The 17,240-nt window shown below is 66.0% G+C and carries 14 protein-coding genes; 11 read left to right on the forward strand and 3 right to left on the reverse strand.

The window, feature by feature from the left end:
- Window positions 1–124 precede the first annotated feature (124 nt).
- From ASC89_RS00320 to ASC89_RS00355, 8 genes are all read left to right on the forward strand, one after another.
- On the forward strand, window positions 125–598 hold the full coding sequence (locus tag ASC89_RS00320; protein WP_156384438.1) for a hypothetical protein: 474 nt from the start codon (window positions 125–127) through the stop codon (window positions 596–598).
- Window positions 599–852: 254 nt separating this feature from the next.
- Window positions 853–1,905 (forward strand): LacI family DNA-binding transcriptional regulator, encoded by a 1,053-nt coding sequence (locus ASC89_RS00325; RefSeq protein WP_055993723.1) that lies wholly within the window; start codon window positions 853–855, stop codon window positions 1,903–1,905.
- Between the two features lie 110 nt (window positions 1,906–2,015).
- Complete coding sequence (locus ASC89_RS00330; RefSeq protein WP_055993726.1) at window positions 2,016–3,692, forward strand: ABC transporter substrate-binding protein; 1,677 nt, start codon at window positions 2,016–2,018, stop codon at window positions 3,690–3,692.
- Window positions 3,693–3,872: 180 nt separating this feature from the next.
- Window positions 3,873–4,856 (forward strand): ABC transporter permease, encoded by a 984-nt coding sequence (locus ASC89_RS00335; protein WP_055993729.1) that lies wholly within the window; start codon window positions 3,873–3,875, stop codon window positions 4,854–4,856.
- Window positions 4,857–4,914: 58 nt separating this feature from the next.
- On the forward strand, window positions 4,915–5,934 hold the full coding sequence (locus ASC89_RS00340; RefSeq protein ID WP_082533098.1) for an ABC transporter permease: 1,020 nt from the start codon (window positions 4,915–4,917) through the stop codon (window positions 5,932–5,934).
- Entirely contained in the window at window positions 5,927–6,895 is a 969-nt protein-coding gene (locus ASC89_RS00345) for an ABC transporter ATP-binding protein (protein ID WP_156384439.1), read from the forward strand. Before ASC89_RS00340 ends, ASC89_RS00345 begins: the two co-directional genes overlap by 8 nt.
- Entirely contained in the window at window positions 6,877–7,863 is a 987-nt protein-coding gene (locus ASC89_RS00350; protein WP_055993737.1) for an ABC transporter ATP-binding protein, read from the forward strand. Before ASC89_RS00345 ends, ASC89_RS00350 begins: the two co-directional genes overlap by 19 nt.
- 19 nt (window positions 7,864–7,882) lie before the next feature.
- Window positions 7,883–9,610 (forward strand): glycoside hydrolase family 9 protein, encoded by a 1,728-nt coding sequence (locus ASC89_RS00355; RefSeq protein WP_082527888.1) that lies wholly within the window; start codon window positions 7,883–7,885, stop codon window positions 9,608–9,610.
- Window positions 9,611–9,633: 23 nt separating this feature from the next.
- On the opposite strand, the gene ASC89_RS00360 is transcribed toward ASC89_RS00355, so the two are convergent.
- Complete coding sequence (locus tag ASC89_RS00360) at window positions 9,634–10,689, reverse strand: acyltransferase (RefSeq protein ID WP_055875437.1); 1,056 nt, start codon at window positions 10,687–10,689, stop codon at window positions 9,634–9,636.
- Window positions 10,690–10,909: 220 nt separating this feature from the next.
- On the opposite strand from ASC89_RS00360, the gene ASC89_RS00365 reads away from it, so the two are divergent.
- From ASC89_RS00365 to ASC89_RS00375, 3 genes are all read left to right on the forward strand, one after another.
- On the forward strand, window positions 10,910–11,605 hold the full coding sequence (locus tag ASC89_RS00365; RefSeq protein WP_055993740.1) for an ABC transporter ATP-binding protein: 696 nt from the start codon (window positions 10,910–10,912) through the stop codon (window positions 11,603–11,605).
- Complete coding sequence (locus tag ASC89_RS00370; RefSeq protein ID WP_055993743.1) at window positions 11,602–14,157, forward strand: ABC transporter permease; 2,556 nt, start codon at window positions 11,602–11,604, stop codon at window positions 14,155–14,157. Before ASC89_RS00365 ends, ASC89_RS00370 begins: the two co-directional genes overlap by 4 nt.
- 176 nt (window positions 14,158–14,333) lie before the next feature.
- Window positions 14,334–14,942 (forward strand): hypothetical protein, encoded by a 609-nt coding sequence (locus tag ASC89_RS00375; RefSeq protein ID WP_055993746.1) that lies wholly within the window; start codon window positions 14,334–14,336, stop codon window positions 14,940–14,942.
- A 250-nt stretch (window positions 14,943–15,192) separates the two neighbouring features.
- Here the strand turns inward: ASC89_RS00375 and ASC89_RS00380 are convergent, their stop codons facing one another.
- Both ASC89_RS00380 and ASC89_RS00385 read right to left on the reverse strand, forming a co-directional pair.
- Entirely contained in the window at window positions 15,193–16,086 is an 894-nt protein-coding gene (locus tag ASC89_RS00380) for a carbohydrate kinase family protein (RefSeq protein ID WP_055993749.1), read from the reverse strand.
- Window positions 16,083–17,006 carry a pseudouridine-5'-phosphate glycosidase gene (locus ASC89_RS00385; protein ID WP_055993752.1) on the reverse strand — a complete coding sequence of 308 codons (924 nt, stop codon included), beginning with the start codon at window positions 17,004–17,006 and terminating at the stop codon, window positions 16,083–16,085. Before ASC89_RS00385 ends, ASC89_RS00380 begins: the two co-directional genes overlap by 4 nt.
- Between the last annotated feature and the right edge of the window lie 234 nt (window positions 17,007–17,240).

Genomic DNA, 17,240 nt, shown 5'->3' on the forward strand with positions numbered 1-17,240 from the left:
TCTATTCTTTCATAAGATAACACCAGCACATTGACTCTTCAAGGCGATTGCTGAAGTGTGACGGTGGCGTCACAATGCCCCACATGATCCAACAAGGACCACCAAGATGGGCTTAGGGAGCCCGGTGCAACCGCTCTATACCCGCAAGGCACGCCTTATTGGTGGCGAAGCGCTCCTGGCGAGTGCGGGCGCGACTCTGGACGAAATCGGGACCTTTGCTGAGTGCCACGTGAACACTGTCAGCGACGCGCTTCGAGGACGAGCGAAACTCTATGTCAAAGCGCACCAGATATTTACGGCGCTGAACATGAGGCTGTTTAATTCGGCGAGACGATCGGCTCATGTCGAATATCAAACTGCGGGAACCTTCCAGACCGACCCTACACTGGAGGACTGCCTCGTATTCTACGGACTCGAGCGCCACATGAAGGCATCCCGATTGAGCGTGCCCACACTCGCAAGTGAGGTTGGAGTGCAGCCGGTGCTCGTTGAGAATGCGAGACGACAATGGCCTGTCGACAAGGACGTCGTCTCGGCAATCCGTGACGCGTTGGAGAAGCGCGGCAGTGAGATCGATCCGCTCCATATAGTCAATTAAGCCTTGATGACCGCGAAAACTGGCCTTGGAGGCTAGGCCCATTGGTGGCTGCGGCGTCTGAGACTCTCTTCGGGCGGGTCAGACGCTAGATGCGCTCTCAGTGGGCGACCTCCATGGCCTCGGGAACAAGCGCGGGGTTCTCTCCGGTTGAACAACTGAACATGTCTACCGGATTCCGGTCAGCTCACCGCACCCCGTTGACAACGCCATCCGCATCACGCTGATATGTGGGATCGATCTCATGTCGGGTTCCCATGGCGACGATTACCGACGTCTCGAAGAAGGCCGGCGTTTCACGATCTACCGTTTCACGGCTGATCGCCGGCAACGGCTACGTCTCGGACGAAGCCCGCAAGGCAGTCGAAGCGGCGATCCAGGAACTCGGCTATCGCCCCAATACCATGGCACGCGGCCTCCGCTCCAACCGATCCGACATTATCGGCGGCGTCGTCGTCAACGTCTCGAGCCCGTTCTATGCCCAGATGATCGGCGGTATGCAGGAAACGGCGCGCAGCGCCGGCAAGAGCATCATCGTCGCCTCCGGTTATGCCGATCGCGATGAGGAGGCGCACGCCATCATCGAGTTACTTGATCGCGCCTGCGATGGACTGATCCTCTATCTCGAAAACGCCCTGCGCGACGACGTGCTGGAGATCATCGCCCGCTCGAAGACCCCGGTGGTCACCGTTGGCGGCAACGAGTGCCCACCGGCCCGCGCCCGCGTCACCATCGACAACGCCACCGGTGCTGAAGCCGGCATGCGGCTGCTGCTCGACCAGGGCCACCGCCACATCGCCTATCTCTCCGGCGGCACCATCTATCGCGACACGCACGAGCGTCTCAGCGGCATCGACGCGGCACTGGCCGGCTTCGGGCTTGCCCGCGACGATATCTATGTCGAGCATGGCAGCTTCTCCGAAACCTTCGGCCAACAGGCGTCCGCCCGGCTGCTGGTCGAGCGCCCCGAGACCACCGCCATTTTCGCCGGCGACGACGACGTCGCGGCCGGCGCGCTGCTGGCGCTGAAGGCCGCCGGCAAGCGGGTCCCCGAGGAGATCTCGCTGCTCGGCTTCGACGACAATTTCCACGCCCGGCATCTGACCCCCGGGCTCACCACGGTGCGCCAGCCGGTCGACGAGGCCGGCCGCGTCGCTACGCGCCTGCTGCTCTCCATCCTCGATGGCGAACCGCCGGCTGCACCTGTCATCACCATCCCCACCGAGCTGATCATGCGCCAGAGCGTCGGCCCGGCCCGGAGCCTTTCGCCGACGCCCCGCACGGTTGCGCCGGCGCTGACTGCCAGTTGACCAGAGCGAGATCAGGATCTCGCGACAAAACTAGAACTACGCCTCAGGAGCTTCTTCGACTGCAAACGGCTGATCGATATGGGATCGATCTCACAGGGAGAGACAAAGCCATGCACCGACTGCGTTTACTGACCCTTCTCGCCACCACCGCGCTCACTGCCGCCGCCTTCGCGACAACGGCCGACGCGGAAGTGATCATCCGCATCGCTCCGGTCCATACCGACGCGCATGTCGAGAACTACAACCCCTACAACCTCACCGGCCCGCACGCTTACGTGCAGGATTTCGCCTATGAGCCGCTGTGGATCGACAATGTCTGGCACCCGGACAACGATTTTCCGGCGCTCGCCACCTCATATGAAGTCGGCGCCGACCTGAAGAGCGTCACCTACCACCTGCGTGAGGGCGTCAAGTGGTCCGACGGCGAGCCGTTCACCGCCGCCGACGTGGTCTTCACCTTCAACTACGCCAAGGCGCATCTCGATTTCCCCATCGGCTATGACATCTACAATGCCGAAAAGGACACCGGCTCGATCGTCGACGTGGTGGCGGTCGATGACCACACCGTCCGCTTCGAGCTGAAGACCGCCGACTCGCTGGCGCGCCTCAATATCGGCCCGGTCTTCCCGCTGCCCGAGCATATCTGGAAGGACATCGCCGACCCGGTGAACTACGCCAACCCCAAGGTGGTGGCGACCGGCCCCTTCACCGAGGTGCGCGATTTCTCGCGCAACGCCTTCAAGCTCTGCAAGAACCCGCTCTATCGCGAAGCCGCCGAGGTGAAGGTCGACTGCATCGAATACCCGCAGCTTTCCGACAACCTGCAGGTGATCGCCGCCATCACCAATGGCGATCTCGACTGGGCCACCGACGGCATCACCGATCCCGAGATCACTTACGCATCGAAGAGCCCGGACAACCACTATTGGCTGCCGCCCGACGCCGGCACCAACCTCCAGCTCAACACCACCAAGGCGCCGTTCAACAACCTCGAGTTCCGCAAGGCCATGTCGATGGCAATCGACCGCGGCACGCTGGTCGACATCGCCACTTTCGGGCTCACCACGCCGGCCGAGTACCCGATCGGCGAGGGCATGTTCTACAAGGACTGGATCGATACCGCGGCGCTGGCGCCCTACCAGTACCTGATGACCTATGATCCTGAAGCGGCCAAGAAAGTGCTCGATGACGCGGGCTTCGTCGACAAGGATGGCGATGGCTGGCGCGACAACCCCGACGGCACCCCGATCGCCTTCAAGATGGCCGTGCCGGCCGGCTGGGACGACTGGGTGAACACCCTGCAGACCGTCTCGGAAAACCTGCAGGATATCGGCATCAACGGCGAGATGGAGACGCCCGAGGAAGGCGCCTGGTTCGACAACATCCCGACCGGCAATTTCGACGTCTACATCATGTGGACCAACCTGAGCTCGACCCCCTGGTTCACCTATTATTCAATGTTCAACCCGCGCTCGATGGTGCCTGGCACGCTCAACGAGCAAGCCATGCACCAGATGAAGATCCCTGGCATCGAGGCTGATCTTGCCGCCATCAGCGCCACCGCCGACGTCGCGGTGCAGAAGGAAAAGATCACCTCGGTGATGAAGCAGGTGGCCGAGAACCTGCCGGTGATCACGCTGTTCTCGAACCCCGCCTGGTACGAGTATTCGACCCGCAACTTCACCGGCTGGCCGGACGAGTCCAACGCCTGGGCCCGCCCCAACAACCCCGCCGGCATCCACGAACGCGTCAAGGTGCTGCTGAGCCTGACGCCGGTGGCGAAGTAAGCTGATCTCGGATGGCCCTGCATGACGCCGGGCCATCCCTCTCGACTGCGCATCCCCCACCGGCGTCATTCCCGCGCAGGCGGGAACCTAGTGGGATGGTGCCGCAGATACGGCGCAAGTGGCCAGGCTAGGTTCCCGCCTTCGCGGGAATGACGCCGGTGCAGGCAGACAGGAACAGGAATGGCCTTCCTCCTCCGCAGACTGGGCTTCTATTTCGGGGCGTTCTTCGTCGCGATCACCCTCAATTTCCTGATCCCCCGGCTGATGCCGGGCGATCCGGCCACCCGCATCCTGTTGTCGCTGCGCGGCAAGCTCCGGCCCGACCAGATCGACGCCATCCGCAAGACCTATGGCTTTTCGGGTTCGCTGTGGGACCAGTACCTGCAATATCTCTGGCGCCTCGCACATTTCGATTTCGGCATCTCGACGGTCAATTTCCCCGAGCCGACGGCGAGCCTGTTGTTCTACGCCGCTGGCTGGACCCTGGTCCTCGTCGGCGCCGCTACCACCCTCTCCTTCGGCATCGGTATCACCATGGGCATCTGGTCGGCCTGGCGCCGTGGCGGCTTCTTCGACACCTTCTTCACTCCGATCAACGTGATGCTCAACGCCTTCACCCCGGCGGTCGTGGCGCTGCTGCTCTGGTACGCTTTCACCATGCAGTGGCCGATCTTCCCGCTCGGCCGGGCCCACGAAATGAACCTCACCCCCGGCTTCAACCTCGAAACGCTGCTGAGCGTCGCCTGGCATGCCGTGCTGCCCGTCGCCTCGATCGTCATCGTCAGCTTCGGCGCCTGGCACCTGGGCATGCGCAACACCATGATCAACCTGCTCAACGAGGATTTTGTCCTCCTCGCCAAGGCCAAGGGCCTATCCGACCGGCGCATCCGCAACCGCTACGTGGCGCGCAACGCCATCCTGCCGCAGATCACCTCGCTGGCGCTGTCGATCGGCTTTGTGCTGGGCGGCGCCTTCATCACCGAGGTGGTGTTCAACTATCCCGGGCTCGGCAAGTTCACCCTCAACGCCATCCAGACCCGCGACTATTCCTTCATCCAGGCGCAACTGATCCTGCTGACCATGAGCGTGCTCGTCGCCAACCTCGCCTCCGACGTCCTCAACGTCATCCTCGACCCCCGTCTTCGTTCGGCAGGGAGGGCATGATGATGGCTCTGTGCAAGCTGCCCCCGCTCGCACCGGCCTGGCTGTTGGAGGTCACCCCATGACCGACATCCTCCCCGCCATTACCACCACGCCACCGCGCGCCGAGCTCACCGCCCCGACCCAGCGCGAGCTGATGGCCGAGCTCGGCCTCAAGCCGCGCTCGCGCCTCCTCGCGAGACTCCCCGGCTGGGCCCAGCTGTTCGTCACCAACAAGAAGGGCCTGTTCGGGCTCGCCATTCTCGCCATCTTCATGATCCTGGCGCTGCTGGCGCCGCTGATCACCCCCTATGACCCCTATCGCCGCGCCGGTAAGCCGCACGTGCAGCCGGGGGTCGAGCACTTCCTCGGCACCTCGCGCCAGGGCAAGGACAATTTCAGCCAGTTGCTCGAAGGCAGCCGCGCCAGCCTCACCGTCGGCTTCATCGCCGGCTTCTCGGCCACCCTGATCGGCCTCGCCGTAGGCATTTCCGCCGGCTATTTCGGCGGCAAGACCGACGAGGTGCTGACCTTCTTCGTCAACGTCTCGCTGGTGCTGCCGGCGCTGCCGCTGATCATCGTCCTCGCCAGTTTCATCGAGGAGGCGTCGCCGACCGTAATCGGCCTCGTCCTTGCCTTGACCGGCTGGGGCTGGAGTGCGCGCACCATCCGCACCCAGACTCTGGCGCTGAAGAACCGGGAATTCGTGCTCGCCGCCGAGCTGATGGGCGAAAAGAAGTGGCGGATCATCGTGCGCGAGATTCTGCCCAACATGAGCTCGTTCGTGGTCGGTGGGTTCGTGCTCGCCACCATTTACGGCATCCTCGCTGAGGCGGCGCTGGAGTTCATCGGGCTGGGCAGTCCCAACTCGGTGACCTGGGGCACCATGCTCTACTGGGCCATGCGGGCGCAGGCCCTGCAGACCGGCGCCTGGTTCGAAATCTGGCCGCCTGCCATCGCCATCATGCTGACCGGCGCGGCGCTCGTCATGGTCAACTTCGCCGTCGACGAGATCACCAACCCGCAGCTCGCCGCCACCCGCCGCATCGGCCCCATCCGCCGGTTCTTGAGGCGCCGCAACCGGAGGGCCGATTTTGTCTGACGCACCCCTCGTCGAGGTCCGCAACCTCACCGTCGACTATGTCGGCGCCAACACCGTGTCGCGCGCCGTCAACGGCATCGACTTCGACATCCGCCCCGGCGAGGCCTTCGGGCTCGCCGGGGAAAGCGGCTGCGGCAAATCCACCGTCGCCTTCGCGCTGGCCCGGCTTACCCGGCTGCCCGGCCTCGTCTCGGGCGGCGCCGTGCGTTTCATGGGAGAAGACGTGCTGAGCTTTTCGGCCGAGCGGTTGCGCCGCTATCGCTGGAGCGAAGTCAGCTTCGTCTTCCAGTCGGCGATGAATGCCTTGAACCCGGTGATCAAGGTGTCGGAGCAGATCGAAGACGCCATCCTTGCGCACCGGCCGAAAGCCAGCCGCGCCGAAACCCTGGCCCGTGCCGCCGAACTGTTCGAGCTGGTCGGCATCAGCCCGCGCCGTCTCGACGATTATCCGCACCAGTTCTCGGGCGGCATGCGCCAGCGCATCTGCATCGCCATGGCGCTGGCGCTCGAGCCCAAACTGATCATCATGGATGAGCCCACCACCGCGCTCGACGTGGTGGTGCAGCGCGACATCATCGAGCAGATCTGCGAGCTCAAGGCCCGCTTCGGCTTTTCGGTGCTGTTCATCACCCACGACCTCGGGCTGATGATCGAGTTCTGCGACCGCATCGGCGTGATGTATGCCGGGGAGCTGGTGGAAGTGGCGCCGGCCGGCGCTATCCTCACCGCCCCGCAGCACCCCTATACCAGGGCGCTCGGCCGTTCCTTCCCGCCGCTCAGCGGGCCGCGCGTCCGTCTCGAAGGCATTGCCGGCTCGCCGCCCAGCCTCAGCGCCCTGCCCGAGGGGTGCCGCTTCTCGCCGCGCTGCGGCGAAGCCATCCCGGTCTGCATGCGCCTTGCCCCTGAACTCCGCCCCACGCCCGCCACCGGAGGAGAAGCAGCATGCCATCTGCTGTCATGAGCCAAGCGCCCATCCTCGAGATGCGCGATGTCGACATGCGCTTCGTGCTCGGCGGTCTCGTCGGCAAACGCACGACGCTGCGGGCGCTGAGCGGCATTTCGCTCCAGCTCACCCCCGGCCGCGCTTTGGCGCTGGTCGGCGAATCCGGCTCCGGCAAATCCACCTGCGCCCGCATGCTGGCCCGGGTCTACGAGCCGGCCGCCGGCGAGATCAGCTTCCGCGGCACCGATGTGGGAAAACTCACCGGCAAGGCGCTGACCGACTATCGCGCCGAAGTGCAGATGATCTTCCAGGATCCATTCGGCTCGCTGAACCCCACCCAGACCATCGGCTATATCCTCGAGCGGCCACTGCGCCTCCATCGCCCCGAGCTCAGCAGCAAAGCGGTGCGGGCCGAGAGCGAAGCCCTGCTCACCCAGGTCGGTCTCGTCCCCGCTCCGGAGTATCTGAAGCGCCGCCCGCACGAACTCTCCGGCGGCCAGCGCCAGCGCGTCGCCATCGCCCGCGCCCTGTCGGTCAACCCCACCGTGCTGCTGGCCGACGAGCCCACCTCGATGCTCGACGTCTCGGTTCGCCTGGGGATCCTCAACCTGCTCGAAGACTTGAAGCGCGAGAAAAACCTCGCCGCGCTCTACATCACCCACGACATCGCCACCGCCCGCTACTTCGCCGAGGAAACCGCCGTGATGTATGCCGGGCACCTGGTCGAACAGGGGCCGAGCGAGGCGATCACCGATCACCCCCGCCACCCCTATACCCAGCTGCTGATCGCGGCGGTGCCCAACCCCAAGCACAAGATCACCGGCGCCGCGGTCCGTCGTGCGGCCGATATCCCGCTCTGGACCGCCGAAAGCCGTGGCTGCCCGTTTGCGCCGCGCTGCCCGCGCGCCACCGACATCTGCCGCGAAATCATGCCCGACCCCACACCCGTCGGCGACAGCCACATGGCCCGCTGCCACCACCTCTGACCTGACCGGACCCCCAAGGATGAACCAGCTCCTGGCGATCAACGCCCAATACCCTCAGCTGTTTTCGAGCCGCGCCATCGCCACCAACCAGGTCGGCTACGAAGCCGCCGGCCCGAAATTCGCCGTCCTGGCGCTCGGCGACGGCCCCGGCTTCACTGCGCTCCGCCTGCGTGACGCAGCGACCGGCGAGCTCGTCTTCGAGACGACGCCCGACGCGGCCGCCGGCGTCGACCGCTGGAAGACCCAGCGCTGGCAAAGCGCCGAGTTCACCGCCTTCACCGGCACCGGCCGTTTCCTGCTCGAAGCCCTCGATGCCGCCGGCGCCCGCCTCGTCTCGGAGCCGTTCGAAATCGCCGAACAGCTCTACGCCGAGCGCTTCTCTAGTGCGCTGCTCGGCTATTTCCGGAGCCAGCGCACGGCGGAGCCTTACCTCGGCGCCGACCGCGCCATCGCCTTCATCGGCAACAAGCGCAACGCCCGTGTCGACGTGCATGGCGGCTGGTACGACGCCTCGGGCGACGTGTCGAAATATCTGAGCCATCTGAGCTACGCCAACTTCATGAACCCGCAGCAGACCCCGCTGGTGGTCTGGGCGCTGTCGAAGGCGGCGATCTGCCCGCATCTCGATACCAACCTCCACGCCGCCTTCCGTATGGAAGCGCTGTGGGGCGCCGATTTCTTGGTGCGCATGTGCGACCCCGCGGGCATGTTCTACATGACGGTGTTCGACCGCTGGTCGGGCGATACGGCGCAGCGCGAGATCTGCTCCTACTCCACCCAGAAGGGCCATAAGCACGACAGCTGGGAAGCCGGCTACCGGCAGGGCGGCGGCATGGCCATCGCCGCCCTCGCCCGTGCCGCGCGGCTCAGACAGGACGGCGAATTCACCGCCGCTGAGTATCTGGCGACCGCCGAGCGCGCCTTCGCCCACCTCGAGGTGCACAACCTCGCATACCTCGACAATGGCGAGGAAAACATCATCGACGATTACTGCGCGCTGCTCGCCGCCACCGAACTCAGCCGCTCCACCCACAAGCCCGAATACCTGGTGAAGGCCGGCGAACGCGCCACGAGCCTGCTCGACCGCCTGACCGGCGGCCATGGCTATGATGGCTGGTGGCGCGCCGACAACGACACCCGGCCGTTCTTCCACGCCTCCGACGAAGGCCTGCCGATTGCCGCCTTGGTGGATTACCTCGCCATCGCCCCCGAGGCCGATCGGCCGCGCGTCTCCGCCGCGCTCGGCAAGGTGGTCCGCCAGCTCGCCAAGATCACTGCCGAGGTGGCAAACCCCTTCGCCTACCCGCGCCAGCTGGTGAAGCGCAGCGATGGCGAGATCGGCACCCAGTTCTTCTACCCGCACGGAAATGACAGCGGCTATTGGTGGCAGGGCGAGAACGCCCGCCTCGGCAGCCTCGCCTACGCGCTGCGCCGCGCCATGCCGCATGTCGATGCCGAAGCCGCCGAGCTTGCGCGCGTGCAGTCGCAGCGGACGCTGGACTGGATCCTCGGCCTCAACCCCTACCACGCCTCGATGCTGCAGGGTTTTGGCCGCAACTGGGCGATTTACGGACCCGCCAAGTTCCCCAATGCCGATGGCGGCATCTGCAACGGCATCACCTCCTCGCTTTCAGACGAAACCGATATCGGCTTCTGCGAGACCGAGGACCCGTTCCAATCCTGGCGCTGGAGCGAGCAATGGCTCCCGCACGCCGCCTGGTTCCTTCTCGCGATGACCGAGTACTGAGCCACCCGAGCTGGCGGCCGGCGCTACTGCGCCGGCACCGCCGCGCGCACTGCCGCCGGCCGCTTGTGCAGCATCCGCAGCAGCGGCTTTTCGATGCGTTCGTGGACGATCACTCCGGCGAGCAGCGCCAGGCCGATCGCTGCGGCGACCATGCCGAAATAGCTGAGCGGACCATCCGGCAGCAGGCGCGTTCCGACCCCGACGACCGCCCCGACCACGAACATGTGCACCAGGTAGGTGGCGTAAGAGGCATCTCCGAGCCTCTCCAGCCAGGCGCTGCGCGGTAGTACCGCCTCGCGCACCAGCCCCAGCACCAGCAGCGCCACCGCCAGGATGACCAGCGCCACGAAGACCGGCGCCGTCTCATGGGGAGTCTGGTCGAGCCCGAACGCCATGACCGTCGCAACGACGGCCAACCCCACCAGCCCCAGCATCGCCGGGCTCGGCAACCGCGCGAACACGCCCTTGATCTGTCCGAGGCCCACCCAGGCGCCGGCAACGAAGGCCAGCACCGCATGGGTCATGTAGAAGCTGAGCAGCGGATCGGTCGGCTTGAGCGTCGCGCCGGTCACGTAGAGCACCACGAATGCGATCGTCAGCGTCAGCACCCGTCCGGTTGCCGCCAGCGCGGCCAGCAGCGCGAATGCCAGGTAGAAGAACACCTCGTAGTTCAGCGTCCAACCCAGGCTCAGCAATGGGCTGGTGCCGCCACGCCCCGGCGCCTCGTGCGGGATGAACAGCATCGACTGCACATAGTGCGGCAACGTGAACACCGTGCTCTTGAACAGCGTCGGCACCAGCAGCGCCAGCAGCGCCGCGAGCGTGGTGAAGATCCAGTACAGCGGCACGATGCGGATCGCCCGGCGCTTCAGGAATTCCAGCGCCGAGAACGGCCCCGAACCCGAGATCGCCACCATGATGAAGCCGCTGATCACGAAGAACAGATAGACCCCGAACTGGCCCAGCCGCAGTTGCAGGTAGGTCGGGTCTGCCAGCGGATGGGCCGAGGCATGCGCGATCACCACCAGCAATGCCGCGAGGCCGCGCAGGTACTGGACCGAGTAGAGCTTGCCAGCCATCCGGGTAACCTTTCGTTTACCCTCTGCCATAGCATTCCCGCCGCCCCGCCCAAGCCCTCGTCGCGCGCTACGGTTAAGATGGCGGCGCAAACCTCGTCACAGCTGCGGCACCGCCGGAACCCGAAGGCCGCGCCATGGATTAGTCCCTCGCCAGGCCTTTCCATTGAACGGCAGCGGCGACACACTATGTGCTTGTGAATACCAGCAAACCGGCCGTCCCATGCCCGCTCCCGTCGTCGATGCCAAAGGCATCAACCTGCATCTGAAGAGCGGCGCCACTTCGCTGCACATCCTCCGGGATGTCGACCTCAGCCTCGCCGCCGGCGAGGTGACAGCGATCGTCGGCCCGTCGGGCAGCGGCAAGACCTCGCTGCTGATGGTGCTGTCCGGCCTCGAACAGGCGAGTACGGGCGCCATCACCGTCGCCGGCACCGATATCGCCAGGCTCAATGAAGACCAGCTCGCCATCTTCCGGCGCAATGCACTGGGCATCCTGTTCCAGAACTTCCACCTCATCCCGTCGCTGACCGCGCTCGAGAATGTCGCCCTCACCCTCGAGATCGCCGAGCCGTCGCTGCCCTGGGCCGAAATCCAGAGCCGCGCCGCTGCCGCGCTCGGCGATGTCGGCCTCGCCGGCCGCCTCACCCATCTGCCGAGCGCCCTTTCAGGCGGCGAGCAGCAGCGGGTCGGCCTCGCCCGCGCCATCGTCGGCAACCCCAAACTGCTGCTGGCGGACGAGCCCACCGGCAACCTCGATCAGGAAACCGGCGCCCATGTCATCGAGCTGATGTTCGGCATCGCCCGCGAGCGCGGCACCGCCATCCTGTTGATCACCCACGATCCCTCGCTGGCCAGGAAGGCCGACCGCCAGTTGCGCATGAACGAGGGCCATCTCAGCGAGCGGGTGCCGGCGTGAACACTGCCGCCGCGACCCTGCGCGGCTGGCTGCGGGTGGCGCTGAAAGACCTGCGCGGCGACCTCCGCCGCTTCACCATCCTGCTTGCCTGCCTGGCGCTTGGCGTCGGCACCATCACCCTTGTCGGCTCGGTGGGCGCAGCGCTGCAATCGGCGCTGCTGCGCGATGCCCGCACCCTGCTGGGGGGCGATATCGAGGCCCAGCTCTCCTATCGCGCCGCCAACCCGGAGGAGCGGCAGGCTTTCGCAGGGCTCGGCAAACTCGGCGAAGTCATCGAGGTGATGGGCCGCGCCGATGCCGGCGAGCAGAACAGCTTCCTCGCCATCCGTGCCGTCGATGCCAACTATCCGCTGATCGGCAGCGTCACCGTCAAGGATACCGACGCCCCGCTGCCCTCGCTCCTCGCCCCTCGCGCCGACGGCAGCTTCGGCCTCGTCGCCGATCAGTTGCTGCTCGATCGCCTGGGCCTCAAGCTTGGCGACCAGCTCACCATCAGCGACGCCACGTTTACCCTCACCGGCATTATCGGCACCGAGCCCGACCGCATCACCGCCGGCCTGCAGTTCGGCCTCCCCGTGCTGATGTCGGTCGATGCGCTCAACGCCACCGGCATCCTGGCGCCCGGCGTCCTCGCCAGCTACCGCTACAAGATCCTGCTCAATGGCACCGATCCCGATGCCGCGATGCAATCGATCGAGATCAGCTTCCCCAAAGCCGGCTGGAAGCTCGCCGGACCCAAGGACGCCACGGCCGATCTCGCGCGCTTCTTCGACATGTTCGCCCGCTTCCTCACCATCGTCGGGCTGTCCTCGCTGCTGGTCGGCGGGCTCGGCGTCTCCAATGCCATTTCCGCCTATGTCACCGAACGCCAGCGTTCCATCGCCACCATGAAGGCGCTCGGCGCCACCGGTCCGCGCATCCTCGTCCACTTCCTGACCCAGGTGATGCTGCTCACCCTCGCCGGCATCATTCTGGGCCTCCTGCTCGGCACGCTCCTCACCATGGTGCTGCTGCCCATTCTCGGTGGCCTGCTGGGCCTCGGGCTGCCGCCGGTGGTCGACATTGTTACGCTGTGGACCGCCGCCGGCTTTGGCGCCCTCACCGGTTTCGCTTTCGGCTACCTGCCGCTGCGCCGCGCCGAGAAGCTGAAACCGGCACTGTTGTTCCGTTCCGCCGGCTCGGCCGTCGAAGGCGGGCTCGATTGGCGCGATGTGCTGAAGCCCGGCCTGTGGCTGCCGCTCGGCCTCGCCGCCGCCGGCATCTATGCGCTGGCCGCCCTCACCACCGGCCGTCCGCTGCTGGTGCTGTGGTACGCCATTGGCGTCCTCGGCGCCTTCCTCGTGCTGCGCGGCGCCGCCTGGCTGCTGCAACGCGGCCTGAGGCTGATCCCGCCGCTCGGGAACGCCGCGCTCCGCAACGCCATCAAATCGATCTGGCGCCCCGGCGCCCCGGCCCCGGTGGTCATCCTGTCGCTCGGGCTCGGCCTCGCCTTGCTGCTGCTCATCGCGCTGATCGACGGGAACCTCCGCCACCAGCTCGCCCGCGAGTCGATCCCCAACGCCCCGAGCTTTGTCTTCATGGACCTGTTCGAGGACGAGGTGGACGCACTGAAAGAGTTTTCGGTGGGCGACAAATCGGTCGAGAGCTTCGCCTCGCTGCCCATGGTCACCGGCGCCATCGAAGCGATCAACGACACGCCGATCGCCGAGCTCAACCGCAAGCCGCCGGCCGAATTCGCCTTCGTGCTCGAGGGTGAAATCCCGCTCTCCGCTTCCGACACCCTGCCCGACCAATCCACCATCACCGAGGGCAGCTGGTGGCCGCCCAACTTCATCGGCACGCCGGAAGTTTCGGTGTTCCAGCGCCTCAAGGAACCGCTCGGCCTGAAGCTCGGCGACGTCCTCACCTTCCGTGTTTTCGGCGAGGAGGTGAAGGCCAAGATCGGCAGCTTCCGCGATTACGCCTGGCGCTCGGGCAGCGTGAACTTCGGCTTCGTGTTGTCGCCCAACGCCTTTGCCGATTTTCCGCTGAGCTATCTCGGCCTGCTCAAGGCCGTACCCGGCGAGGAGGTCGCGGTGCAGCAGCGCCTCGTCGCCGACTTCCCCGAGCTGTTGTTCCTGCCGGTCGGCGAGGCGCTCGAAACCTTTGCCGCCATCCTCGCCAACGTCACCACCGCGGTCGAGGTGATCGGCGGCCTCGCGGTGGTCAGCGGCGTGCTGGTGCTCGCCGGCGCCATGGCCGCCGGCCGCAAGCAGCGCGAATCCGACGCCGTGGTGATGAAGGTGCTCGGCGCCACCCGCGGCGACGTGCTGCGCGCCTACCTCGTCGAATATGGCCTGCTCGGCCTCCTCGCCGCGGTGCTCGCGGCGTTGCTCGGCCTTGCCGGCACCTGGGCCTTTGTCGAGTTCGTGCTGGAGATCGACTTCTGGGCCGATCCGGCGCTGCTCGTCTGGGTCACTGTCGGCACCATCGCGCTCGCCATCGCCGTCGGCATGCTCACCACCTGGTCAGCGCTTTCCACCCGCCCCGCCAGCTTCCTGCGCGAGGAGTAACGGGCACAGGCCTTGAGCCTGACTGCTGACCCACCCACCGGGGTCATTCCCGCGAAAGCGGAAACCTCTGTTTTCTGGCCTGCGGCACCATCGCAAACGGCTTTCGCGGGGATGACATCGCAGGCAGTGCACTCCGTTCGTGAATGCTCTAGCGTTCACTGGAACGGAGACCTCCGATGCGCCGACTGCTCTTCGCCCTGACCCTGCTGCTCACGCCCGCAGTACAAGCCGCCGAACCGCAGATCGACGAAGTGCGCGCCGCCTGGGACGCATGCTCGAAGCTGCTCGAAAGCGCTCCCAACGACTGGACCGGCTGGCGCCGCAATTTCGACGGCGGCTATGCCGACCATTTTGAGTTCCACGATGGCGGTGACGCTGCCCCCTCGGTGCTGGTGCAGACCTGGCTGATCGATGCCATCGCCACCCAGACCGACACCTCGTGCTACCGCCCCGACGGCAGCCTTGCCTTCATCTATTCCGAGATGGTCTCCCCCAACGTGGCTGAGGGCGCCACCGGCCCCGCCCTCACCCGGGAAGGCCGGCTCTACTTCGCCCCCGACGGCCACCTGCTGCGGCTATTGAAACGCATCACCGAAGCCGGCAAGGAGGTCGCCGCGATCGACAACGCGCAATACCAGCTCGCCCGCGGCTGCGGCCTCACCGCCCCGCACGCCACGGTAGATGACGTCCGCTCGCATCTGATCGCCGAACTCGGCGACATCGAAGGCACGCGCGGCAAATATGTGCAGGAGCCGCTGGATTGGTGCGGGATGGAAGTGGAGTAGTTGGGCTCTCGATCGCCCACCCACGGGCTGTCATCCCTGCGAAGCGGATCCACCAGACGGCGCCCCAAACTCGGTGTCATCCCTGCGAAAGCAGGGACCCAACTCGCCGCAGCGCAAGCGGATAGATGGGTCCCAGCTTTCGCTGGGATGACAGCCGGTGGGTGGGCACGACCATAACGTAGGGCACATAGGCCTGCGCCAGGATGACGGCCGGTTTATGCGGCTAACCCAGGGCTCAGCTCTCAACCCCCTAATCCGGCTGCCCACCCACCTTGGTCACCGCCGCCGACCCGGCCTCGATCCCCCGCCTGAGGCAGGTCTCGAGATCAACCCCGCGCAATTCCGCCGAAACGAAAGCCGCGGCGAACGCATCGCCGGCACCGGTCGTATCAACCACCTTCACTGCCGGTGCCGGCAGCTTCAGCTTGATACCCGAGGTATCACCCACTGCCGCGCCGCCGGCGCCGAGCTTGACCACCACCCGCCCGTAGTTCGGCCCGAGTACCCGCATCTGCGTCTCGAGATCGTCGCTGCCGGCCAGCGCCACCGCCTCATCGGCATTGGCGAACAGTGTCGAGAACCCCTTGGTCCACTCGAGGAATTTTTCGGCCCCGACCTCCTCCACGAACCCCACCGAGGCCGCGTCCACCGCCACCGGGATACCGCGCGATTGCGCCTCGCCGGCCATCCAGCGCGCTGCATGCCGCGGCTTTTCCGCAAACAGCGAATAGCCGGAAACCAGCACGTAGCGCGTCTCTTCGAGCAGCCACACCGGCATATCCGAATGCGACAAATCGAGGTTCGCCCCGCGATCGGTGAGAAAACTCCGCTCCCCGCCCGCATCGACGATGACCACGAGGATGCCCGACGGCTTGACCGGATCGGCGATCAGCACCGGATCGACATGAAAGCCGCGCAGATACGCCTCGAGGTGCGGCTTGTCGCGCGCCCCGACGCGGGCGACGAAGCTGACCGGCGTATCCATCGACCCCAGCCACACCGCCTGGTTGGCGCCCGAGCCGCCCGGGCGCTGGGTAATCTGCGCGCGCCGGTCCGAGCCGCGCACCAGCGGGCCCTCCGGGATCACGATGACATCGGTCATCACGTCGCCGATGACGATGACCCGCCCGGTGCTGTCGCTCATTTGTTGAGCTTGGCCAGTGCCACTGCGATTTCGGCCGCCACGCGCGCATTGTTCTCGACCAGCGCGATATTGGCGACCAGACTCTTGCCGTCGGTCAATTCGAAGATGCGCTTCAACAGGAACGGCGTCAGCTCCTTGCGGCTCACCCCTTCCTTTTCGGCGCCCTTGATCGCCTCGTTGATCCGGCCCTCGATCTCATCCTTGTCGAGCGCCGCGCTCTCGGGGATCGGGTTGGCCACCAGCACGCCGCCCAGCCCGAGCGCGAACTGCAGCGCGATCACCCTGGCGGCGTCCTTGCCGCTCTCCACCCGATGATCGACCTTGCCGCCCGACTGGCGGGCCCAGAACGCCGGGAAATCCGCGGTCTGGAAGCCCAGCACCGGCACGCCCTTGCTCTCCAGCACTTCCAAAGTCTTGGGGATATCGAGGATCGACTTGGCCCCGGCGCACACCACCGCCACCTGGGTGCGGCCAAGCTCCTCGAGATCGGCCGAGATATCGAAGGTGGTCTCGGCGCCGCGATGCACGCCGCCAATGCCGCCGGTGGCGAACACCTGGATGCCGGCGGCTTCCGCCGCCATCATCGTCGTCGCCACGGTGGTGCCCGCCACTTCGCCCGACGCCAGCAGCGCCGCGACGTCACGACGCGATGCCTTGGCAGCCTTGCCGCCGGTCTGCGCCAGCCGCTCGAGATCCTTGGCCGTGACGCCGACCTTGAACTTGCCGTCCATGATGGCGATCGTTGCCGGCACGGCGCCGTGCTTTTCGATCACCGCCTCGACGTTCTGCGCCATCTCGAGATTCTGCGGATAGGGCATGCCATGCGTGATGATGGTGGATTCGAGCGCCACCACCGGCTGGCCGGCGTCGAGCGCCTTCTTGACCGCAGGCGAGATGGACAGATGCTTCTTGAGGCTCACGAGGGTTGCTCTTTCGGAAAGGACTTTTGCCCTTCCCTTGAACCGAAAACCGCCCGAGTTCAACTCCCCGGCCCCGGGCGCCAATCCCGTCCCTGTGGCGGCGCGTCGCATCCCGACTTTGTGGCCCGCCGCGCGGGGCTCCGATGCCCCTAAGACCCTTGCCCGACGTCGGATTTCCCACTAGGTTTCAGCCCGGCTGGAAGGCCTGTCGCGAGGGGTCACGTCACTGCTTAC

Source organism: Devosia sp. Root413D1 (assembly GCF_001425235.1).
Classification (GTDB): Bacteria; Pseudomonadota; Alphaproteobacteria; order Rhizobiales; family Devosiaceae; genus Devosia_A.

What these genes read in the sequence shown, in the direction of transcription:
- ASC89_RS00325 (WP_055993723.1), top strand. Translation starts at nt 853, where the DNA reads ATGGCGACGATTACCGACGTCTCGAAGAAGGCCGGCGTTTCACGATCT.
- ASC89_RS00330 (WP_055993726.1), top strand. Translation starts at nt 2,016, where the DNA reads ATGCACCGACTGCGTTTACTGACCCTTCTCGCCACCACCGCGCTCACT.
- ASC89_RS00335 (WP_055993729.1), top strand. Translation starts at nt 3,873, where the DNA reads ATGGCCTTCCTCCTCCGCAGACTGGGCTTCTATTTCGGGGCGTTCTTC.
- ASC89_RS00340 (WP_082533098.1), top strand. Translation starts at nt 4,915, where the DNA reads ATGACCGACATCCTCCCCGCCATTACCACCACGCCACCGCGCGCCGAG.
- ASC89_RS00350 (WP_055993737.1), top strand. Translation starts at nt 6,877, where the DNA reads ATGCCATCTGCTGTCATGAGCCAAGCGCCCATCCTCGAGATGCGCGAT.
- ASC89_RS00355 (WP_082527888.1), top strand. Translation starts at nt 7,883, where the DNA reads ATGAACCAGCTCCTGGCGATCAACGCCCAATACCCTCAGCTGTTTTCG.
- ASC89_RS00360 (WP_055875437.1), bottom strand. Translation starts at nt 10,689, where the DNA reads ATGGCTGGCAAGCTCTACTCGGTCCAGTACCTGCGCGGCCTCGCGGCA.
- ASC89_RS00365 (WP_055993740.1), top strand. Translation starts at nt 10,910, where the DNA reads ATGCCCGCTCCCGTCGTCGATGCCAAAGGCATCAACCTGCATCTGAAG.
- ASC89_RS00375 (WP_055993746.1), top strand. Translation starts at nt 14,334, where the DNA reads ATGCGCCGACTGCTCTTCGCCCTGACCCTGCTGCTCACGCCCGCAGTA.
- ASC89_RS00380 (WP_055993749.1), bottom strand. Translation starts at nt 16,086, where the DNA reads ATGAGCGACAGCACCGGGCGGGTCATCGTCATCGGCGACGTGATGACC.